Origin of the sequence: Aquimarina spongiae, from assembly GCF_900141785.1 — a bacterium.
Taxonomy (GTDB): Bacteria; Bacteroidota; Bacteroidia; order Flavobacteriales; family Flavobacteriaceae; genus Aquimarina; species Aquimarina spongiae.
The window spans coordinates 261,691-281,461 of the sequence record NZ_FQYP01000006.1 but is presented as its reverse complement, the minus strand read 5'-3'; the positions used below and the strand labels follow the sequence as shown (position 1 = coordinate 281,461).

General features: G+C 33.3%; 25 protein-coding genes and 1 tRNA gene. 14 read left to right on the top strand and 12 right to left on the bottom strand.

Annotated features, from left to right (window positions below):
* The first annotated feature begins 39 nt into the window (after positions 1–39).
* Positions 40–1,065 carry a glutamine synthetase beta-grasp domain-containing protein gene (locus BUE24_RS15020; RefSeq protein WP_073317221.1) on the top strand — a complete coding sequence of 342 codons (1,026 nt, stop codon included), beginning with the start codon at positions 40–42 and terminating at the stop codon, positions 1,063–1,065.
* Positions 1,066–1,174: 109 nt separating this feature from the next.
* Here BUE24_RS15020 and BUE24_RS15015 read toward each other — a convergent pair whose 3' ends face one another.
* Complete coding sequence (locus tag BUE24_RS15015) at positions 1,175–2,128, bottom strand: calcium/sodium antiporter (protein WP_073317218.1); 954 nt, start codon at positions 2,126–2,128, stop codon at positions 1,175–1,177.
* Between the two features lie 181 nt (positions 2,129–2,309).
* Between BUE24_RS15015 and BUE24_RS15010 the strand changes: the two genes are divergently transcribed.
* The 4 genes from BUE24_RS15010 to BUE24_RS14995 all read left to right on the top strand — a co-directional run bounded on the left by BUE24_RS15010 (position 2,310) and on the right by BUE24_RS14995 (position 5,537).
* Positions 2,310–2,666 carry a BlaI/MecI/CopY family transcriptional regulator gene (locus BUE24_RS15010; protein ID WP_073317215.1) on the top strand — a complete coding sequence of 119 codons (357 nt, stop codon included), beginning with the start codon at positions 2,310–2,312 and terminating at the stop codon, positions 2,664–2,666.
* A 4-nt stretch (positions 2,667–2,670) separates the two neighbouring features.
* Positions 2,671–4,272: a M56 family metallopeptidase gene (locus BUE24_RS15005; RefSeq protein WP_073317212.1), complete on the top strand. Its 1,602-nt coding sequence runs from the start codon at positions 2,671–2,673 to the stop codon at positions 4,270–4,272.
* Positions 4,273–4,381: 109 nt separating this feature from the next.
* Positions 4,382–4,537, top strand: coding sequence for an SsrA-binding protein (locus BUE24_RS15000; protein ID WP_073317209.1), 156 nt, complete (start codon positions 4,382–4,384; stop codon positions 4,535–4,537).
* Between the two features lie 181 nt (positions 4,538–4,718).
* Positions 4,719–5,537, top strand: coding sequence for a hypothetical protein (locus BUE24_RS14995; RefSeq protein ID WP_073317207.1), 819 nt, complete (start codon positions 4,719–4,721; stop codon positions 5,535–5,537).
* A 58-nt stretch (positions 5,538–5,595) separates the two neighbouring features.
* Here BUE24_RS14995 and BUE24_RS14990 read toward each other — a convergent pair whose 3' ends face one another.
* The gene (locus BUE24_RS14990; RefSeq protein ID WP_073317646.1) at positions 5,596–6,108 is read right to left on the bottom strand and encodes an adenine phosphoribosyltransferase; all 513 of its coding nucleotides are present in this window, start codon (positions 6,106–6,108) and stop codon (positions 5,596–5,598) included.
* Positions 6,109–6,350: 242 nt separating this feature from the next.
* Here BUE24_RS14990 and BUE24_RS14985 point away from each other — a divergent pair.
* Positions 6,351–6,424, top strand: a tRNA-Arg gene (locus BUE24_RS14985).
* A 309-nt stretch (positions 6,425–6,733) separates the two neighbouring features.
* Here BUE24_RS14985 and BUE24_RS14975 read toward each other — a convergent pair.
* Positions 6,734–7,873 (bottom strand): serine hydrolase domain-containing protein, encoded by a 1,140-nt coding sequence (locus BUE24_RS14975; RefSeq protein ID WP_073317202.1) that lies wholly within the window; start codon positions 7,871–7,873, stop codon positions 6,734–6,736.
* A gap of 553 nt (positions 7,874–8,426) precedes the next feature.
* On the bottom strand, positions 8,427–9,356 hold the full coding sequence (locus BUE24_RS14965) for an AraC family transcriptional regulator (RefSeq protein WP_073317196.1): 930 nt from the start codon (positions 9,354–9,356) through the stop codon (positions 8,427–8,429).
* A gap of 240 nt (positions 9,357–9,596) precedes the next feature.
* Here BUE24_RS14965 and BUE24_RS14960 point away from each other — a divergent pair, with 240 nt between their 5' ends.
* From BUE24_RS14960 to BUE24_RS14925, 8 genes are all read left to right on the top strand, one after another.
* Entirely contained in the window at positions 9,597–9,947 is a 351-nt protein-coding gene (locus BUE24_RS14960) for a DoxX family protein (RefSeq protein ID WP_244548159.1), read from the top strand.
* Between the two features lie 49 nt (positions 9,948–9,996).
* Positions 9,997–10,209, top strand: a complete 213-nt coding sequence (locus tag BUE24_RS14955; RefSeq protein ID WP_073317194.1) for an avidin-fold protein — start codon at positions 9,997–9,999, stop codon at positions 10,207–10,209.
* Between the two features lies 1 nt (position 10,210).
* A complete protein-coding gene (locus BUE24_RS14950; protein WP_073317190.1) occupies positions 10,211–10,813 on the top strand; it encodes an NAD(P)H-dependent oxidoreductase in 603 nt (200 codons plus the stop codon).
* A 442-nt stretch (positions 10,814–11,255) separates the two neighbouring features.
* Entirely contained in the window at positions 11,256–11,996 is a 741-nt protein-coding gene (locus BUE24_RS14945) for a DJ-1/PfpI family protein (protein WP_073317187.1), read from the top strand.
* A 2-nt stretch (positions 11,997–11,998) separates the two neighbouring features.
* Positions 11,999–12,529, top strand: a complete 531-nt coding sequence (locus BUE24_RS14940) for a GNAT family N-acetyltransferase (RefSeq protein WP_084549577.1) — start codon at positions 11,999–12,001, stop codon at positions 12,527–12,529.
* 8 nt (positions 12,530–12,537) lie between these two features.
* Positions 12,538–13,431, top strand: coding sequence for a 2-dehydropantoate 2-reductase N-terminal domain-containing protein (locus BUE24_RS14935; protein ID WP_073317184.1), 894 nt, complete (start codon positions 12,538–12,540; stop codon positions 13,429–13,431).
* Between the two features lie 34 nt (positions 13,432–13,465).
* Complete coding sequence (locus BUE24_RS14930; RefSeq protein WP_073317181.1) at positions 13,466–13,831, top strand: glyoxalase superfamily protein; 366 nt, start codon at positions 13,466–13,468, stop codon at positions 13,829–13,831.
* A gap of 53 nt (positions 13,832–13,884) precedes the next feature.
* The gene (locus tag BUE24_RS14925; RefSeq protein ID WP_073317178.1) at positions 13,885–15,060 is read left to right on the top strand and encodes a multidrug effflux MFS transporter; all 1,176 of its coding nucleotides are present in this window, start codon (positions 13,885–13,887) and stop codon (positions 15,058–15,060) included.
* A 28-nt stretch (positions 15,061–15,088) separates the two neighbouring features.
* On the opposite strand, the gene BUE24_RS14920 is transcribed toward BUE24_RS14925, so the two are convergent.
* From BUE24_RS14920 to BUE24_RS14885, 8 genes are all read right to left on the bottom strand, one after another.
* Positions 15,089–15,505: a DUF6326 family protein gene (locus BUE24_RS14920; protein ID WP_073317175.1), complete on the bottom strand. Its 417-nt coding sequence runs from the start codon at positions 15,503–15,505 to the stop codon at positions 15,089–15,091.
* 177 nt (positions 15,506–15,682) lie between these two features.
* Positions 15,683–15,985 carry a hypothetical protein gene (locus BUE24_RS14915; protein ID WP_073317173.1) on the bottom strand — a complete coding sequence of 101 codons (303 nt, stop codon included), beginning with the start codon at positions 15,983–15,985 and terminating at the stop codon, positions 15,683–15,685.
* A gap of 23 nt (positions 15,986–16,008) precedes the next feature.
* Entirely contained in the window at positions 16,009–16,449 is a 441-nt protein-coding gene (locus BUE24_RS14910) for a carboxymuconolactone decarboxylase family protein (protein ID WP_073317170.1), read from the bottom strand.
* Between the two features lie 62 nt (positions 16,450–16,511).
* On the bottom strand, positions 16,512–17,087 hold the full coding sequence (locus tag BUE24_RS14905) for a Crp/Fnr family transcriptional regulator (protein WP_073317167.1): 576 nt from the start codon (positions 17,085–17,087) through the stop codon (positions 16,512–16,514).
* 78 nt (positions 17,088–17,165) lie between these two features.
* The gene (locus BUE24_RS14900) at positions 17,166–17,951 is read right to left on the bottom strand and encodes a type 1 glutamine amidotransferase domain-containing protein (protein WP_073317164.1); all 786 of its coding nucleotides are present in this window, start codon (positions 17,949–17,951) and stop codon (positions 17,166–17,168) included.
* Positions 17,952–17,959: 8 nt separating this feature from the next.
* The gene (locus BUE24_RS14895; RefSeq protein WP_073317162.1) at positions 17,960–18,496 is read right to left on the bottom strand and encodes a hypothetical protein; all 537 of its coding nucleotides are present in this window, start codon (positions 18,494–18,496) and stop codon (positions 17,960–17,962) included.
* Positions 18,497–18,498: 2 nt separating this feature from the next.
* Entirely contained in the window at positions 18,499–19,089 is a 591-nt protein-coding gene (locus BUE24_RS14890; protein WP_073317159.1) for a hypothetical protein, read from the bottom strand.
* Between the two features lie 54 nt (positions 19,090–19,143).
* Entirely contained in the window at positions 19,144–19,710 is a 567-nt protein-coding gene (locus BUE24_RS14885) for a hypothetical protein (protein WP_073317156.1), read from the bottom strand.
* Positions 19,711–19,771: the final 61 nt, after the last annotated feature.

Genomic DNA, 19,771 nt, shown 5'->3' with positions numbered 1-19,771 from the left:
TTTTGGCGACTTAAGAGTTCAATTTATAAAGTGTTAATTATGAGCAAGTCTAAATTAGAATACATTTGGTTGGATGGATATAAGCCAACTGCTAATCTAAGAAGTAAAACAAAGATTGAAGAAAACTTTAGCGGGAAGCTTGAAGATTGTCCAGTATGGTCATTTGATGGTAGTTCTACAAAACAAGCAGAAGGTGGATCTTCTGACTGTTTATTAAAGCCAGTAGCTATCTATCCAGATCCAACAAGAAGAAATGGATACCTAGTAATGACAGAAGTTTTGAATGCTGACGGTACGCCACACGAATCTAATGCAAGAGCAACAATTGATGATAATGATAACGATTTCTGGTTTGGTTTTGAGCAAGAATACTTTATCATGGACAAAAACACTCAACTACCTTTAGGATTTCCTGTTGGTGGTTATCCTGGTCCTCAAGGAATGTACTACTGTTCTGTAGGTGGTAAAAACACACACGGCAGAGATTTTGTTGAGGAGCATGCAGACCTTTGTATTGATGCTGGACTTAACTTTGAAGGAATCAACCAAGAGGTTGCTAGTGGACAGTGGGAATTCCAATTATTCTCTAAAGGAGCTAAAAAAGCTGGAGATGAGATTTGGGTAGCTCGTTATTTATTAGATCGTCTTACTGAAAAGTATGGATACTATATTGAATATCACCCAAAACCAATTAAAGGTGATTGGAATGGTTCTGGTATGCACGCTAACTTCTCTAACGAAGTATTAAGAACTTGTGGTTCTAAAGAAGTATACGAAACGATTTGTGAAGCTTTCAGACCTGTTACTAAAGAGCACATTGAAGTTTATGGTGAGTTCAATGATCAAAGATTAACGGGAGATCACGAAACTCAGTCTATTCATGAATTCTCTTATGGAGTATCTGATAGAGGTGCATCGATTAGAATTCCTATCATCACTGTAGAAAAAGGATGGAAAGGATGGTTAGAAGATCGTCGTCCTGCTTCTAATGGAGACCCATACAAGATTGCTGCTAGAATTGTAAAAACAGTTAAAACTGCTGACGTAGAAGCATTATTAGCTTAATCATACATGAACTAACCAATCTGTTAGTTAGTTAAACGCAAAAAACCTCTAAGAAAATTCTTAGAGGTTTTTTGTTATTGTTAAAGGTCTTCTTTTAGAAAACCAGATTTTATTTTATAAATACCAAAGCAATAAAAATACAATAGGCTACAAATATCAAAAGACCTTTTGGGCGGGTTAGCGTCATTTTTTTAGGTACAAATGCCAGCGGCAGTAAAATCAAAGCAAAACCTAACATCCAGTAGATATTAACTCCCATTAAACTTTCATCCTTTACTGCGATAGGTTGAATCATCGCCGTGATTCCCAATACCGAAGCAATATTGAAAATATTAGATCCAATCAGGTTTCCTAAAGAAATCGCCTTTTCTTGTTTTAACGCAGCAATAACCGAAGCCGCCAATTCGGGAACACTAGTCCCCACTGCAATTAGCGTAACTGCAATTACCCCTTCACTCACTCCCATACTCAATGCAATATCTTCTGCACCTTTTACCAACAATTCTGACCCAAAATATAGCGCTGCACCTCCAATCAGTAACCAAACTACAATTTTAAACCCTGAAGTTTTCTCCAAAGAATCGTCAACTTCTTCAAGGGTAGCATCCGCAAATTTTCTTGACCTCCTGATCAATAAAAAGAGATAAATTAATAAGGACGCAAAAAACAACAATCCTTCTAGTTGCGTCAAAACTCCATCATTCTTTAACACCAGATACAACCCAAACGATAATAAGACCATTACCGGCCAATTGAATTTGTAAAAATCCCTATCGATCGCAAGAGGTCCAATAATAGCCGTGATTCCTAATACCAATCCAATGTTTGCTATATTCGATCCAATCACATTACCCAATGATATATCGGATAAACCATCTAATGCCGCCTGAACACTAACCAATAACTCCGGAGCCGAAGTAGCAAAGGAGACAACGGTAAGCCCGATAACCATTTTTGATAGCTTTAACCGAAAAGATAACGCAACCGAAGACCGTACCAGAAACTCCCCTCCTACTACAAGAAGAACAAGTCCTATCAATACATAGAGTATACTTAAAAACATTGTTTATTATTTGGATGCGAATATAGATAATAAGAAACGGATAAGGTAATTCTAGATCTACTTTTTATGAAACCCTGAAGGTCCATTTTTAGTTGAAAACTATAAAATTCGTTAAATAACTAAAAAAATAGTTTCGTAACTAAAATTATAGTTATATATTTGACCAATAACAAATTTTATCATGGAAAAACTTACAACGAAGGAAGAAGAAATCATGAAAGCCCTTTGGAAACTTGAAAAGGCATTTGCCAAAGAGGTACAGGCAGAACTAGGGACATCTGCACATTACAACACCGTATCTACTATTATACGAAATCTGCAAGATAAAGGTTATGTCGGTCACAAGGCTTTTGGTAAAACACATCAATATTTTCCTGTGATTACCAAAGAAGAATATCGTAGTCGTTTTGTAAGCAAAGCCATGAAAGAATATTTTAATGACTCTTATAAAAATTTGGTTTCCTTTTTTGCCAAGGAAGAAAAAATTACTGCCGAAGAACTTAGAGAGATTTTAGAAGTTATCGAACAAAAAAAATAATGATATGGAAGCTTTTATCTTTTACACCCTTAAAGTAGGTTTTCTACTCTCCTTATTTTATGGAGTATATTTTGTTTTACTTCGTAAAGACACGTTTTTCTCAGTCAATCGCCATTTCCTATTGTCTGGGATTATCGCTTCACTTTTGTTACCCTTTGTTGAATTTACTACCGTCACTTATATAGAACCTACACTTGCTACAGGATCTATTATACAACCGACCAACCTCACACCAACCCAAGATACTTCTGTAAATTGGTGGTTTGTTGGGATTACTATATATGGTGTTGGAGTATTCCTGATGATGATCCGTTTTCTAATTCAGGTCCTATCCCTACGTCGTTTGATACATAAACAACCTATACAAAAGGAAGGGAAATTCAAGCTTATTAAAGTCCAAAAAGACATTGCCCCTTTTTCCTTTTTGAATACCATTGTCTATAATCCCTCTTTACATACTCAGGAAGAGCTAGAGATGATTATCACTCATGAAAAGATACATGCGCATCAACTACATACGCTGGACACCCTAATCGGCCATCTTTTTGTCATTTTTCAATGGGCAAATCCGTTAGCTTGGTGGTATAAAAAAAGCCTGGAGCAAAATCTAGAATTTATCGCAGATCGGGAAGCTTCCAACAATTTATCCTGCAAAAAAGAATATCAACTTACTTTAATCAAAGTATCATCAAATAATACGGTTGCCATTGTCAACAATTTTTATCAATCATTAATCAAAAAACGAATAGTTATGTTAAACAAAAAAGATTCAAACAAACAGAATTTATTAAAAACTTTTGCGATCCTGCCTCTGCTCAGTATTTTTCTATGGAGTTTTAATACGACTACCATAATCAAAGAAAAAACCACTTCAGCAACAAATAGTTCATATACCTATTTTGTGTCTGAGGATAGTAAAACGGTGAAATTTATTATTAATAAAAGCTCTTCTAAACAGGATCTGGAAAGTATCAAAAAAACATTGGAAGATGAGTATTCTGTTAAAATCAGTTTTTCTAACATCAAACGCAATGGTGATGGAGAGATTCTAAGAATCGAAATGAAAATGTCTTCAGAAAAAAGCAATGCCAATTATGCTATAGAAAATGATGCTCCAATCAATCCGATTACGATTACGTATAACAGTAAAACCAAAAAAATCAATATCAGCCAATCCGAGAATGGCAACATTCATGTTTGGACCTCAAAAAAGAGTAAGAAAAAAATTGTAGAAATCGATTATGACGAGGATGAAGACTCTGATGGGGAGCACAATATTTCTATAGTAACTAGTGGTAAAACAAAAATAATTACCAAAAAGGACAAAAACGGCAACATTATTACCGAAGAGATTCACGGAGATGATGATGATAATATTTTTAAAATACACACCAAAGATAAAAAAACCTTTGCATTTACAACTAATACCGGCGGCAAAGAGCCATTATTTTTTATCGATGGTAAAAAAGTGGAGGCCTCAGAAATGAAAAACTTAGACTCAGATGATATTGAAGAAGTGAATGTGTATAAAGGTGAAAAAGCCAAAAAGAAATTTGGTGTAGAAGCAAAGAATGGCGTGGTTGAAATCATTACCAAAAACAAGTAATCTAGTATCCATTTTATCTTTGGCTAACTGATAGAGCATAAATAAATTATCTTATAATTCCAATCAAAAAACTCATCTCCTAAAGGTGAGTTTTTTGTAATTTTACAACATGAAAAATCAACTATTCGCCATCCTAGCCAAAATCAACAAACTAATTCTACCTAGCTTTACCAAAAGGAGATTAGACCTTAGCAAAGCCTCTAAACTTCAGCTCGCTATTTTTGGCTGGAGACTTTATGTTACCAAAAGGGCGTTGGACGCTTAAATTAATTTCATTGATATCCAGAGTGATTCAATAAACTATTAAGGCGATTACCTATCAAATAACCAAAAATTCTAAGGCTTTTAGCTTAGTGCACTCATTTTTCTGCAACAGCTACTTTCTCTTCTCGTATTTAAAGTAGCAATTGAGTATTTCACAATCAAAAAAACCAAAAAACAATCATATGAAAAAGTGGATCATTTTAGGAATGGGTATACTGGGTATACTATCCTTGTCAGCATTTTCTACAAATCACAAACTGATCGATATCACCGAAGCAGTACAAGATGAAGTTACTGCGGTTATCAGCAAAAATACCACTGAACAAGAATTAGAAGATTTAAAAACCTTTTTTGCCGAGAATGGTATCGAATTAATCATTAAAAAAGTGGCATATAATGATCAGAATGAGATTACTACTCTAAACATTACCTTAAAAAAGGGAAATTCAAAAAGCCAGTATTCTTCATCTTCTTCAGAACCTATTTCTAAAATAGAACTGGGTTTCAAAAATGACAGTTTATATATCAATCAGCCGGGATCTTTTGATATCGCCTCGTTTGGTAATCAGTATAGATTCACCTTCCCAAAGGTAGCAGTAGATAGTATACTGAAACAACAAAACTTTGCTTTTAATTTTGATTTTGACGAAGAGAAGGACTCTTTATTTTTTAATGGGCGAGGTTTTGATATGAAAAAGTTTAAAGACATGATGAAACAATCATTTTCTTTTAACCAAGACGAAGATGGAAACTTCTTTTTCAATGGCCAACAAATTCCTAATATCAATGCCACATTTGGTCCAAAATTCAGATTTGTAGACGATCCAAATATCGAAAAGCTAATCATCATTGATGGAAAAGAAGCTGATTTTGAAACGTTGGATACTTTGGCAAAAGATGACCAACTAGCGGAAGTTGATTTTCTAAAACCGCAAACTGCTATTAGTGTTTACGGAGAAAAAGCAAAAGATGGGGCAATAATCGCAACTACCAAAAATTAGGTAGTACTTCTTTATATTGAGTTTGACGAAAAACCTTCACCGATCTGGTGGAGGTTTTTTAGTATTGTAATAAAGCTACAATATCGGATTCTAGTTTCTCTCTTCCTTTCAGAAAATCCAACTCCATTATAAAATTGCATTGTACAATAATCCCTCCGGCTTCTTTGACTAATTGACACACTGCAGCTGCTGTACCTCCAGTTGCCAATACATCGTCATGAATCAAAACACGCTCTCCCGGTTGTATAGCATCCTCGTGCATTTCTAAGGTATCTTCACCATATTCTAACCCATAGCTTTTTGATTTTACTTTGTAAGGCAGCTTCCCTTTTTTGCGCACCGGTACAAAACCGGCTCCTAAACGTTCAGCAATCATAGTTCCTATAATAAAACCTCTCGCTTCGATACCGATTACTTTATCCACAGTAGTATCCGCCGGGCAAAATGCAGCTAGTTGATCTGCACAATACACCAAAGCTTTATGATTCGCTAATAACGGGGTGATATCTTTAAATAAAATTCCAGGTTTCGGAAAGTCGGGAATATCTCTAACAAATTCTTTTACATCCATTGGCCCAAAATAATGAAATTTAAAAAAAGCAGGCAAAAAATAATTAATACCCCTAAAAACAATCCTTGCCTTGAGCTAAGATTGGCAAATCTATAGGATAAAAACAGCTGTCTAATCCATGATTTTTGAAGGTATCTTCCTTAGAATCAAATCAGGTAGCTTTTCTTTATAGAAAAATTAAGATTATATTTTGTTATGAGGATAAAAAACACCTATATTTGCACCCGCAATAATTAAAAAAAGGCCTCGTAGCATAACTGAATAGTGCACTTGATTACGGCTCAAGAGGTTGCAGGTTTGAATCCTGCCGAGGTCACTTAAGAATGAAAAGCTCACCAAATGGTGAGCTTTTTTGTTTGTATAAGATTTGAACTCGTTCAAGAATCGAAATATGAACAAAAAAGTACAAATCTATGGTTTGTGACTTTTCATTTAGACTACAAAGCTCAAAGGAAAACCGGAGGTAATCTGCTGAGGTCACTAGGAGTAAAATCCAAACGAATAAAAAACCTTTCAAATCATAGATTTTGCAAGGTTTCGTTGTTTTTGGACGATAATTAGATTTGGATTTAATAGCTTCGAGTGAACTATCAAGGGTTTTTAAGATTTCTTTATAGCCACCCATTCATTGCATAAGGTTATTATTTGCTTCGATAATTTCTCGAATCTGAATACTTAGGACAGTACTCCATTCAACACCATGGAATTTGCCTTCACCGTTATACTCACCTACATTAGAAAATACTATAATTAAATTGCCGTTGTCGTAGTATCTAATCATTGCATTATGACCGACAGCTCCATCTTCGGCACCTCCATGTCTGATTTCCTTTATTTTTCCATCCTTGTGTTGGATAAACCATCCGTATCCATAATACGTACCATTAATAGTATCGCCTCTAGCTGTTGAATAGGGCTTGAATTGTTGATTGATACTTTGTTCTGTAAGCACCTCATTGTTATTGACAGCATTAAGCCATTTATACATATCATCTACAGTACTATAAACGCCAGTGGCGCCTTTGTAGCCATAATTCTGAATACACTTTTGATTATAGTAAATTGTTTTAGGAAATGATTTCATTAGCTCCTTACTTTTAAAATCGGCTATTTCAATGGAGTTACTACTATTAAGCCCCCAAAAACCAGTTCCATTCATTTGTGTAGGAATCAATATGTTTTTAGATAAGTAACTTTCATATACTTCTCCGGAAACCAATTCTACGATTATAGCTAAGAGGTTATATCCTTCAGCAGAATAACTAAATCTTTGGCCTACCTCATGTTTTAAGGAAGCAGACAAAATAATATTAGTTGCTTTCTCTCTTTCTATAATTCCATCAACGCAATAATTATTGGGTAACCCTGAGGTATGGGTCAATAAATGGTGAATGGTTATACTTTCTTTGTCTTCAGGTACACACTTTAAAAACTTCGAGATTTTATCTTTCGTGGACAATAATTTGCTCTCCTGTAGTTTAAGAATAGCTGTTGCCGTAAATTGTTTAGAAATCGAACCAATCCAAAACGCTGTTTCAACACTATCTCTATAATTAGCACAGCTTTTCTTCAGTAGAATACCGTTTTTATTCGCGACCAAAACGGTTCCTTCAAAACCACTTTTCACACCTTGGTTAACAATTGAATCTATTTCCAATATTAGTCTATTTTCTTTTTGAGATGAAGTGTCCTCTTTTTGACCACATGCAATTAGAAATACGATACAAATTGATAATATTCTTTTCGCTTTTAAATATCCTTTCATCCTACTAATGATGCTCTTTTATGTTAAATTTTTAAGCAGAATCTAAATCAAGTTCTCGTGCAGGTCGTTTAAAGCTACCATTTGAGAATCGCCATAACCCTTTAAAATTTCATACCCCTCATGGTCAATTAAAATAGCAATATGCTCTCCTGAATTAAATTCAAATTTTATATGTTTTAATCTCGATAGGTTGATTTCATCTAAATTTTTCAATTTGTTTATCATACTATTTTTTCATTCACTCATATGGATTCATATAGAGATCATATACTTTTTTTCTCTAAAAGAAAATTTTATAAAGCTTTTGTATTTAAGTCAAACGAATGGTCAACTGATTGAGCAAAATATTCCAAAATGTATTTAAAAAAATTAAACTGGTTTAAGATAATAGTGTTGTAGTTTGTGCTTACAAAAAAGTGTGATGGAGGGGTCTCGATAAATGAATTAAAAAACTACGAGAAGCTTAAAATGAAAGGAAGTGGAAGTAAATTTTGATTTTATTCCAAATAAAAACCCAAACTTTAAAAGCTTGGGTTTCTCGATTAAAAAATTTCTATAAGGATTTAATAGAAATACACATATCAAAAATGTGCATTCCTTTGGGATGTGCCTTCGCATCATTTAAGTGGTTTAAAAAAACACCTCTGTCATCAGGTTGGTAACTGCTTTTAGGAAACCATTCTTTGTATAAGTAATTCCAAGCCTTAAAACACTCATCCAATGTCCCTTCCTTATGGAGTACCGCATATTTTCCACCCTTAATGATAGTCTTTCCAATAACACCTTCACCATTAATTTCTTCAGGTACAGATAAGCATGCATCTGCTTGCAAAAGACCATTATCATCTGGCATACTTCTATAAACAGTTAAAGCTTTTGTTGCAGGGAAATTCAATAGTCCTTTTGGGGTAGCCCATTTCATTAAAGTATCAAACATTTTTGAAAAACCCTCAGAGTCATGAACATGAATAGATAGGTTTCTAACATAAATCACTGGAAGATCATCTAACTCTATAATTTCAATTTTTTTCTTTGTAGTTAATTCCATATTTATCGTTTTTGATGTATTAAATATGGGTGCAATATGACTTGCCTTTTTTTTTAAAACATGTTCAATCTTGCTATTTTGCCTTTGTTCCCTCCACTTCGAAGGGCTCACGAAATATTCCTTTTTAAAACTTTTAGAAAACGTTGATGAACTTGAAAAGCCACTTAAATACGCGATGTTGGAAATAGTTGCTTCTGAGTTATTGTTTAAAATGTATTCGGCTCTACCTAATTTCATTTTGACAATAAAATCATTGGGCGTAACCCCAGTCATTGCCCTGAAAATTCTATGAAAGTGAAATTTTGAAAAGTTAGATACATCAGCTAATTCTCCCAAACAAATATCCTTTTCGATATTTAGTCGAATATAATCAATGACTTTATTAATCCTATAAACATATTCCTTGAATGATGCTTCTAATGTTGATTCACTCATAGTTAATTATTTAAGATAATTTAAGTTTTTTCATCGGTGAAAATGTAAAAATTCATGGATTGTAACTTCTTAAACCAGTTTAATATTTTCATGGAATACTAAATCTTATTATTGCAAAAAGTATTCTTAATGAAACCACTAATTGTTCTCATTACATCTTTTATCATTTGTGTTATCATCTTAAGATTTCTCAAGAAAAGGATTGACTACCAAGTGTAGGGAAGAATTGCAATGTTCATCATGTTAATTTTCACAGCAATAGGATATTTCATTTTCATCAGTGAAATGGCAGCTATGATTCCTGACTTTATTCCGTTTAAACGGGGTATGGTTATAGTAACAGGAGTTCTGGAAATCTTATTTGCTATCGGTTTACTAATTACAAAATACAAGGTTTACTCAGGATGGTTATTTATCCTATTTTTAATTTTGGTACCACCAAGCAATATTAAGGCTGCAATTGACCATGTGGATTATAAAACAGGATTAACAAATGGCCCAGTTTTGGAGTATTTATGGTTTAGGATACCACTACAAGTCTTTTTCATTGTTTGGATTTATTTCTTTGTCTTAAAACAAAATAAGCCATAGACTTTTTTACATTTATTAGAAATTGTAGCCAATTAAAAACGAACGAAAAATGAACTTAGATAATAAAAAAATTGTGACTACCGAAAATAAAAGCGTATTATCATCAAACGAAACGGTTTTTCATTATTCCCAAAGTGATAAAACAATTATTGAAAAATATAAAGGGGGTTCAATCTTGGAAGGGCTGATTATTGGTAAACAAACTAAGGTGTGGATTCGCAAAAGTTTCAGTAAAGGGAAATCAACTTTAATTAAAGTTTAATATGAAAATACAGATTATCTATTGCCATCCAAGCAAAAAATCATATACATTTCAAATATTAAAACAATTGAAATCCCATTTGGATGATGAGGAATTAGAGTACGAAATTTCGGATTTATACTCAATGAACTTCAAAACCGATATGACAGAAGAAGAATACGAAAGAGAAGGCTTTGCTAATTTGGGTTTACCAATTCCCAAAGACGTAAAAGAGGAACACATAAAAATAGAAAAAGCAGATTGTCTAATTTTTCTTTACCCTGTCTGGTGGAGTGATTGCCCTTCAAAATTAAAAGGTTGGTTTGATAGAGTTTATTCAGTTGGCTATGCTTATGGTTCTAAAACCACAAATAATATTAAGAGAATGAAAATCTTGAAATACGGATTAGCATTATGTACTGCAGGTCATCCAAATGATTTTTTGCATGAAATTGGAATTGCAGAAAGTATGAGAAACGTTATGATTGATGATAGGCTTGGGCAGCGTTTTTTGAACAAAGAAATGATAATTTTAGGAGGAACGTTGGATAGGGATAAAGTGAGACAATCTCATTCGGAAATACTAAATTCGTTAGGAAAAAGAATTAAAAAATACTGTGTTTAATCGAAAAGTTAGTTCGCAAAAATCCTTGCTATCCTTAAACTAGACCGTTAATTTTTAAAATGAAAAAATAACGAAAAGGAAGCGTTATCTTGGAATAGGTTTATTTATTAATCTGCCAAGGCCAGAACTATACATATAAGTTTCATTCTAATTGAAAACCTATAATAGCTAGCTTTACTTTTTTTTATTCTATTTAAACTAGAATGCATTACCTACATTATCCTAATAGTAAAAAGTTTGAAAAGATTAGGTAAAACGTATTATTAAGACGAATTGAATAGTGCAAATGATTCTTTCTCAATTCAACCAGAGTAAAAATTCCCGTTTAATATTATATCCAAGATAATTTAAAGCCTAAAGAAAATTTGCTTTCTTAAACCAGTTTAATTCTTTCCCTTTTTTTGGATAATATTTTTGTGGCATATTATTAAAATTTAAAGCCATGAAATCCATATCATCATTATTAATTTTTACAACAATCCTGGTGTTTAGTTGTAACTCAAAGAAACAAAAAGAAGAATCTTTAGTTCCCAAAGAGGCTAAAGTTGAGGCAGTAGCAAAACACATAAAACCTTTCAATAAAGACCTACCTACGATTGGACTTTTAATTTATGATGGAGTACTCATAACTGAAGTTACGGCGACCGCGGATGTTTTCTCTAAACCAACAAAAGATAAAGAACAGCTTTTTAATGTTATTACCGTAGCAGGGCATAAAAATCCGATTGTAGCCGAAGAAGGTTTAACCTTGATAGCCGATTACACTTTTGATGAATGTCCAGAGTTAGAAGCACTTTTTATACCAAGTGCGTACGATATGTATTCTCAGGTAAGGGATAAGAATTTAATAGAGTTCATTCGGAAAAAAAACAAAGAAACTAAATATACTGTAAGCAACTGTGCAGGAGCTAAATTAGTAGGCGTTTCTGGTATAGCAAAAGGCAAAAAAATAGTTACTTATATAGGTGGTGGAGAGCAGCTTCAAAAGGATTATCCAGACTTATTGGTTCAAGATGATGCTCATACCACTTTTGTTGAAGATGGTAAGTTCAGTTCATCTAATGGGAATCTAGCTAGTTACATTTCTGCTTTGAATCTAGTTGAAAAAATGACATCAAAAGAGCATAGAGAATTCGTGGAATCTTATTTATATCTTGACCGCTTACAAAGCTGGCAACAATAGGTATGATAAAATTCGAGAATTATATAATTAGACCTATTGAAAATAGCGACTTAGCCCTTTATTTTGATTTGGTAGAACGGAATAGAAAGCGACTGGAAGATTTTTTCACAGGAACCACGTCAAGAACAAAAAGTAAGGAAGACACCGAAGTTTTCTTAGCTGAAATGATAAAAAGAAGAGAGGCAAAAACCTATTTTCCTTTTGTACTGGTGAATAGTGAAACACAGGATTTTATTGGTTTTTTCGATTTAAAAAATATAGACTGGTCAATACCTAAAACAGAAATGGGATGCTATACCGATAAAGATTTTACAGGTAAGGGCATAACTTCAAAAGCTATGAAATATTTTGTAAAATATTGCTTCGAGAAACTTAGATTCAAAAAAATATTTTTAAGAACGCATGAATCTAATAAAGCGATGCAGATTATTGCAGAAAAGTGTGGATTTGAGAAAGAGGGTGTTATAAGAATAGATTATAAAACAACTTCTGGAGAATTAATTGACTTGATTTACTACGGTATGTTAAAGTAATTTCAAATATGAGCAATGGAAAAATACATATCGGTATACTTGGAATTGGTGCCATCGGTAGCACTATTTCCTGTCTGTTAAAAGAAAACACATCGCTCGACTTACATTTCTACAATCGAACACCGAAAGATACTATCCGGGTGCACTATAATGATATAGAAAGTGAAATTCTGTTAGATGACATAAATAATTACAATCAGAAACTAGATTGGTTGATAATATGCCTAAAAGAGCATCAATACGATAATGCAACCGCTACACTATTAAAATTGGTGAGACCGCAAACTAAACTGGTTTCTATCAGAAACGGTTTATATCATAAAGAACCTTTGTTTGAATATACAGAGGAAGAGAATATCTTAGAATGTATCATCGATTGCCCCACTCAGCAAAGGCAAGATGGTTTCTATAAAAGATTGAGAAAACCAATTTTAACAGTGCCTGAAAACAAATTAGCTAGGGATTTTGAAATTCTTTTCCCAAGTAGAGAAGTTACAGTTAAACAAACTTTGGATTTTAAAACGGCATGTTGGAAAAAAGTATGTGAGAGTGCTACACTTGGCGCGATTCTATGCTTAAGTGGTGAAACTTGCTGGATTTTTCAAGATGAAGAACTGCTAGAATTGTATAAGACAACTTTAAAAGAAGCTACGCAAGTAGCTATAGCGGACGGAGCTAAAATAGAAGTCGATTTTATGGATGAAATGGTTGCTAAATTGCTGTCTTATCCTTCAGAGAAGTCAAGTTCAATGCTCACGGATAGACTTAATGGAAAATCAATAGAACTAGGCGCCAAGAATGGAATCATTTCAAAACGAGGCAAACAAAGTGGCGTGGCAACGCCAATTAATGATTTATTTGTAAAGCTGCTTAAAAAAACGAATACTACAATTGGAAAATAGCACTTCAAGTTCCCAGACCAAAACCAAGCTATAAATGAGTAAACTATTTTCGCACGCATCTTGCGTATTGCCCGTATCTAATATCGATAGGTCAATTGAATTCTATACCAATAAACTTGGATTTGAAGTTACCTTTTCTTGGAATACGCCTATTGATTACGCTATCGTAAAAAGAGAAAACATTGAAATTCATTTAACCTTAAAAGAAGGGTATGAAAAAGACGAATTTATTCATACCAATATTTATGTGTTTGTTAATGATATTCAACTTTTACATGAAGAGTACACTTCAAAGCATGTTACTTTTTATCGGGATTTGAATGACCAGGAATATGGAATGACAGATTTTGATATTATGGACTTAGATGGTCATATACTCACTTTTGGGATGATCAATTAATTTCTTAAGCCAGTTTAAGAAGCTCTTGAAGTCAAAAGTGAACCTTTGACTTCATGAATTTTCAAAAATCAAACCACACCGAGTTTGTCATTATACTGGCATTGTTAATGGCATCTTATACCCTGACCATTAATATGTTGCTTCCTGCATTTGACGCTATTTCCAAAAGCTTAAAACTGGACAATAAAAGTCAAATTCAACTAAGTGTTTCTTTGCTGTATATGGGAACAGGAATTAGTCAACTTTTTTATGGAGCACTAGCAGATGCTTTTGGTAGAAAGAAGATTATCTATTTAGGATATCTCCTATTCTTAACAGGTTGCTTACTTTCTTTTTTGTCATGGAATATTCATAGTTTGCTTGCGGGCCAAATTATACAAGGTGTTGGACTAGGTGCGCCAAGAGTTTTAAGCATCGCTATTGCGAGAGATAAATTTGTAGGCGAAAAAATGGCTAAAACCATATCGCTTGTTGTAGCGATTAATATCATTGTACCCGTGGTATCTCCTATATTAGGAAAGTTCATTTTAGAAGCATCAACCTGGAGAATGTTATTTGTTACATTCTTTTGTTTCGGTTTAATTGCTTTTTTCTTGTTTGGCCTTAGGATAGAAGAGACATTATCAAATGAGAAAAGAAAAAGTTTCACTTTAAAACACATATTAAAGGCAATCTTAGAAATATTTAGAAACAAAAAATCTATTGGATACACAATAATAGCTGGTTTGTTTTCAGGAGTATTTATAGCTTATTTAAACCTGTCTCAAGAGATTTTTGAGTTTCAATATCAATTAGGAAATCAATATCCGTTTTATTTCGGGTTCTTAGCTTTTAGTATAGGGTTAGCTCTGGTTTTCAATACCAAACTGGTAGAGAAATTAGGAATGAAGTTATTAGTGAAATCTGCTATAATATGTAGTAGTATTGTTTCTGTAATAATTTTAGGATTTGAGCAACCACTCTCACTTTGGGTATTCATATTATTTATGTTCCTGTTGCTCTTTAGTTATGGTATTTTGGTTGGAAATTTAACCTCTTTGGCGATGGTTCCTTTTGGCCATATTGCAGGTATGGGGTCATCAATAATTGGCTCTATATCTACACTGGTAGCTGTTCCTTTGTCTATTATTATTGGAACTTATTATGATGGTACAACATCAATCTTGGTACTTTCTTTTTTTACAATAGGAATTATATCGACATTAATTTATCGATTTATTGATAATTAAAATTTAGGAACTTTGTGTGTTATCAAGATTAATGTTTTGCCCAACGCCATGCGTGCCAAACAATTGAGCCAAAAACAAATAGTTCTGCAAATTGGTATAGTAAATAGAAAGAATACCACCCCCCGATATCATTAATTTCACCAATGACTATTAATACGGACATTGAAGCCCACAGTAGTGCCACAATTATATTGAGCCATTTATTGATTTTTGGCTTTAAAATGACCGAAAGAACAATCATTAACGAGGGAACTATCAGAATAAGAGAGAAAATCACAAGTAGTTCTGGTGTGGCATCACCAACGGGTGTTTTTAGCTTCATCACTTCCTCAATTTTACCTGGTATTTTCAGTTCAAAATAATCAGCATAAATGTAGAGGGACATAAGGCACGCCCAATGAGTAGCCAATTTAGTTTTTGTATTTACCTTGTAGTCTCTAAGCATGGTATTATTTCTTTTGAATTGATACTAAAACTCAATGAGTTTGTCTAAAACATTTTTACGTTCTAATTTGTCAAAGCCCATATTATAAAGAATTTCGGGTCTTGTATTTTTTATGATTGAATTCTTCCATAGCTCTGGTAATTTCATCTATGAACTGGGTTCTATGATATTGTTTAATCACACTTTGTAAAAATCTTTATCTAGCTGAAAGGAGTTTGCACCAACAACATCCATAATAACGCCTTTTGATAAGCAATGGGCTTTATTACCATGAATATCTTCATCTACTATAGGATTTAGGTGTAACGCAATAATGTTTTGTATCGCTTTCTCAACATTATAACCTTCGTCTATAATTATACTTTTGGTTTCATAGCCTAACACTTCGAGGGTATTTTGGGCTACGGCAAAAAAGACATGGTTAAGCTCACCTTTTGCATGGCTTACTTTTTCATGTCCGTTTATTAGTAATGCTTTCATTGATTGTGGTTGGTTTAGGCCTTTTAATCCTGAAGCAAAGGTTTGTTTGTACTTATAGCAATTCTGTTCCAGGCATTTATGGTTACTATGGCCATAACTATTTGAGAAAAGGTCTGCTCATCAAAATGCTGTAATACGTCTTTATAGGTAGCTTCTGTTAAACCATCTTTACTTAAAATTGTTAGTTCTTCGGTCATTTTTAGTAGGGCGATTTCATCATCAGAGAACCAGTCTGTTTTTCTCCAACCATCTAACACATAAATACGTCTTGGGTTTTCACCTGCCTTTAAGGCTTCATTAATGTGCATATCAATACAAAAAGCACATCCATTAATTTGGGAAGATCTTATCTTGATTAAATTTTTCTGGGTAGCACTTAAGTTAGATTTGGCTAAATACCCTTCTAGTGCGAACATGGCTTGGTAAGCTGTAGGTTCTGCTACATCAATTTGTATTCTTTCCATCGATAAATAATTTTGTTTTGAGCAAAACTATTCAATGGTCAAGGCTAAAAACTTAAACTGGTTTAAGAACGGTTCTTTGCTCTTATCTCGCTTACATATTCTGGAGTAAGTCCTAAGTAAGAGGCTATTAAATATTGTGGAACACGCTGTGTGAACTGTGGAAAGCGTTCCGTGAAATGATAGTAAATTTCTTCTTTAGAATAATCGAATACATATTTCATCTTCATTAATGAAGCACCATATGAAATCTCATAGATTTTCCTGAAATAGGTTTCCAGCGAAGGAAAATTTTTGAGAAGCTTCTCTTGATTTTCACGACTTATTCTAAGGAGCGTGGTGTTCTCAACAGCTTGAATAGTAAAATCGGTAACCGCCCCTTTATTAAAGGCTAAATTATCGGTCATCCACCAATTTTCGATGGCAAATTGTACGGTTCTTTGTATTCCGTTTTCTCCTGTAAAGTACATATGAAGACAACCTTCTAAAACATAATAATTACAATTACATTTAGAACCTGCTGAAAGAATAACATCCTTCTTGCGATACATTTGAATATCGAAATAGTCCTGAATTCTATCAAAGTCCTCCTTCTCGAATTGAGTAAATGTTTTAATATGTTCTAAAAATTGTATCAACATTTTTGGGCTATAGTAATGTGTATTTTGGTCTTACAAAGATAAAAAATCGCGTTATCTGTTTCCTAATACAGATAGTAGTTAGTTTTCAATTATTCTAATCATCTCTTTGGCAACAATAGCAGAAGATGGTAAAAACATAGTTGAAACAATTCTTTCTTCCACTACGACATCATGTTTGTCATTCAAATCACTTTTTGATTGAAAAATAGCACCATTTTTTCTTAACTCATCTTCTACAGTTGCAGGTAACAATGTTCCTTGCTTAGCCCAATTTTTAGTTACCTCTGTTGAGTTTGGAAAACCAGTTACTCTTTTTTCATTTACCATATATTCATCACTACTCAATTTGACATTTGCAAAGGCTCCTGGCCCATGGCCACAACCTCCCACAACTCCATTGTTTTCATATATAGATGCTATTAGTGAAAGTAGGTTTTCATTATTAGCTACGTCAAACAACGGGCCATACCCACCTCCAATAAATACAGCTTTGTATTTTTTAAAATCAACTTCACTTGGTTTTAATGAGCTTTCTACTTTATCATTAAAACCTTCATATTTTATTGTGTAGCTACTTATTCCAATGGGATTCATCGAAAAAGGAACTTTATCTCCTGTTGGAGATACAAAATCAACATCATAACCATGAGAAATAAAAACATGATATGGGGGTGCTACTTCCCATAAATTATTGCCAGCAAAATATTCTTTGGCAGCATCCATGTATTCAGTATTAGATACAATAATTAAGATTCTTCCTTTATCCTTTTGACCATTTTGACACGAAGTAAGAATTGCAAATAAGAGAATACAAAGTATAAGAACGCCTTTCTCTAAAATATTAATCCAATTTTCTTTATACATTTCATCTTCTAAAATTTAAATTTACCATGAACAGATAACAAGCTAGGAGTTCCATAAGCTCCATAAACAGATTTGTTGAAATGAAGGTCATGCTCAACTTCTAAAGAAAAATTACTTTTAATATCATAACCCCACCCATTTTTAAACTTAAGTTGGGGTGGAGGTAAATCTATCTTTAATTTGTCACGTTCCATTTCTAGTTCTATTCCTGTATATAGATATAGTCTATCTGCAAAATATATTTTTGTTAGAAGCGGAGTTTTAAAAACATCCGCTATCAGATAAGTATCGTACTCACCTTGCCATTCCAAAAAAACATTTTTCCTTACTCTATAACTAAATTTAAAATTTGCATGTTGTTCTGAACTCCACCAAACTCTAGGGTAAGCAAAGTCACTTACAGTTAATCCAGTAAAGGCAGCAAGAAGCTGAGTTTCTATTCCCTTTTGCTCCTGACTGTTTGTTACTATAGAAAATAACAACCCAAATCCCACTATAGTGATAAAACTATACCTTGAAATCTGTATTTGAAGATATTTTTTCATTATCAAAACCTGTAGCCGATTCTTAAATGGAGATTTATAGCTAACTCACCTTTGTCTTTTTCAAATTCTGCATCTTTGGCAAAAAAGTGTATATAGCCAATTCCTGCTCCCGCTTCGTAATTAAAATGCTTTCCCAAGTTCCTTCTTATCCCCCAAGTTGGAACAATAGAAAGATTGTTTACCATATTTACATCTTCATCATCTCCAAATTCAATTAGTAAATCTTCAAGACGTAAACTAGATTTTAATGCAAAGAAATTACCACTGTTGCCATCAATCGATTTTGATTGGCTCGCTCTCTTATTAAGATTATAATACCATCTAGGCTCTAGTGTTAATACTGTAGAAAATAAAAAGCCTGCATCTGGATAGTAGTCGTCATTTTCATAGGCATCAAAACCTATTTCAGTTCGTAAGGCCAGTTGATTGGTTAGTTTTAGTTCATTGTGAACCCATAGTCCAGCAAATCCTGCTTGAATACCAAAGACTGATTTTTCTACGCTAGCATTTTGTGAACCACTTGCTTGTGTGTCTTGGGCTTTGGCTGTTAAAATAGAACCTAATAGAATTGCAATGAAGATTGTTTTTTTCATGATGAATGTGTTTTAATTTAAGTATTTGTGTTAATAAAATTTGTTCGATATTTATTACCATTCAGACACAGTACGTTCTATTAACTCACCAAAATAAGTGCCGGTGATTTCTGTACCGTTTTCCGAAGTAAGATTATAGGATATTGAATAGCCTTGAATAGTTTTTTTAACGTTCAATTCTCCATCCACAATGTTTAACTTAGTGTCAGGAACACCAAGGCAGTTGGCTTCGATATATCGGAAATCGAAAAACACCTCTGAGTTACCAATAATACCCAAATCTGAATCATTATCAGTATAGTTGTAAGTACCAGACTCCAGTTTATCATCATGATCTAAACGAAGCCAAATTGAAACTCCATGATTCAAATTTTCAGCACTTGGACAAGGCGGGTCTATAAAAACATATTCGCCATCAATAAACTTTAGACCATACCAAACAACTTCTCCTTCGGAAATATATTCTTCAAAATATCCATTCGGGGTTAAATAAGTAGTTGTACTATTTACAATGAACTCATTTGTTAGGTTGATAATAGGAAGAACGCTGTCATCGTCTGAATTGCACCCTGACAATGCGAATACTAATAAAAGTAGGATTGTTTTGATTTGATTTTTCATTTCATTTTTTAAAAAAATTAGTATCTATAAATTTATTGTGTCGTTGTTGTAAAAAAATTAA

Bases quoted from the DNA above. Each gene is read 5' to 3' on its own strand.
- BUE24_RS14935 (WP_073317184.1), top strand. From the start codon at position 12,538: ATGAGCAATGGAAAAATACATATCGGTATACTTGGAATTGGTGCCATC.
- BUE24_RS15020 (WP_073317221.1), top strand. From the start codon at position 40: ATGAGCAAGTCTAAATTAGAATACATTTGGTTGGATGGATATAAGCCA.
- BUE24_RS14975 (WP_073317202.1), bottom strand. From the start codon at position 7,873: ATGAAAGGATATTTAAAAGCGAAAAGAATATTATCAATTTGTATCGTA.
- BUE24_RS14920 (WP_073317175.1), bottom strand. From the start codon at position 15,505: ATGCTTAGAGACTACAAGGTAAATACAAAAACTAAATTGGCTACTCAT.
- BUE24_RS14915 (WP_073317173.1), bottom strand. From the start codon at position 15,985: ATGAAAGCATTACTAATAAACGGACATGAAAAAGTAAGCCATGCAAAA.
- BUE24_RS14940 (WP_084549577.1), top strand. From the start codon at position 11,999: ATGATAAAATTCGAGAATTATATAATTAGACCTATTGAAAATAGCGAC.
- BUE24_RS14925 (WP_073317178.1), top strand. From the start codon at position 13,885: ATGAATTTTCAAAAATCAAACCACACCGAGTTTGTCATTATACTGGCA.
- BUE24_RS14950 (WP_073317190.1), top strand. From the start codon at position 10,211: ATGAAAATACAGATTATCTATTGCCATCCAAGCAAAAAATCATATACA.
- BUE24_RS14890 (WP_073317159.1), bottom strand. From the start codon at position 19,089: ATGAAAAAAACAATCTTCATTGCAATTCTATTAGGTTCTATTTTAACA.
- BUE24_RS14995 (WP_073317207.1), top strand. From the start codon at position 4,719: ATGAAAAAGTGGATCATTTTAGGAATGGGTATACTGGGTATACTATCC.
- BUE24_RS14990 (WP_073317646.1), bottom strand. From the start codon at position 6,108: ATGGATGTAAAAGAATTTGTTAGAGATATTCCCGACTTTCCGAAACCT.
- BUE24_RS14960 (WP_244548159.1), top strand. From the start codon at position 9,597: ATGTTAATTTTCACAGCAATAGGATATTTCATTTTCATCAGTGAAATG.
- BUE24_RS14905 (WP_073317167.1), bottom strand. From the start codon at position 17,087: ATGTTGATACAATTTTTAGAACATATTAAAACATTTACTCAATTCGAG.
- BUE24_RS15010 (WP_073317215.1), top strand. From the start codon at position 2,310: ATGGAAAAACTTACAACGAAGGAAGAAGAAATCATGAAAGCCCTTTGG.
- BUE24_RS14930 (WP_073317181.1), top strand. From the start codon at position 13,466: ATGAGTAAACTATTTTCGCACGCATCTTGCGTATTGCCCGTATCTAAT.
- BUE24_RS15015 (WP_073317218.1), bottom strand. From the start codon at position 2,128: ATGTTTTTAAGTATACTCTATGTATTGATAGGACTTGTTCTTCTTGTA.
- BUE24_RS14895 (WP_073317162.1), bottom strand. From the start codon at position 18,496: ATGAAAAAATATCTTCAAATACAGATTTCAAGGTATAGTTTTATCACT.
- BUE24_RS14885 (WP_073317156.1), bottom strand. From the start codon at position 19,710: ATGAAAAATCAAATCAAAACAATCCTACTTTTATTAGTATTCGCATTG.
- BUE24_RS14955 (WP_073317194.1), top strand. From the start codon at position 9,997: ATGAACTTAGATAATAAAAAAATTGTGACTACCGAAAATAAAAGCGTA.
- BUE24_RS14910 (WP_073317170.1), bottom strand. From the start codon at position 16,449: ATGGAAAGAATACAAATTGATGTAGCAGAACCTACAGCTTACCAAGCC.
- BUE24_RS15005 (WP_073317212.1), top strand. From the start codon at position 2,671: ATGGAAGCTTTTATCTTTTACACCCTTAAAGTAGGTTTTCTACTCTCC.
- BUE24_RS14900 (WP_073317164.1), bottom strand. From the start codon at position 17,951: ATGTATAAAGAAAATTGGATTAATATTTTAGAGAAAGGCGTTCTTATA.
- BUE24_RS14945 (WP_073317187.1), top strand. From the start codon at position 11,256: ATGAAATCCATATCATCATTATTAATTTTTACAACAATCCTGGTGTTT.
- BUE24_RS15000 (WP_073317209.1), top strand. From the start codon at position 4,382: ATGAAAAATCAACTATTCGCCATCCTAGCCAAAATCAACAAACTAATT.
- BUE24_RS14965 (WP_073317196.1), bottom strand. From the start codon at position 9,356: ATGAGTGAATCAACATTAGAAGCATCATTCAAGGAATATGTTTATAGG.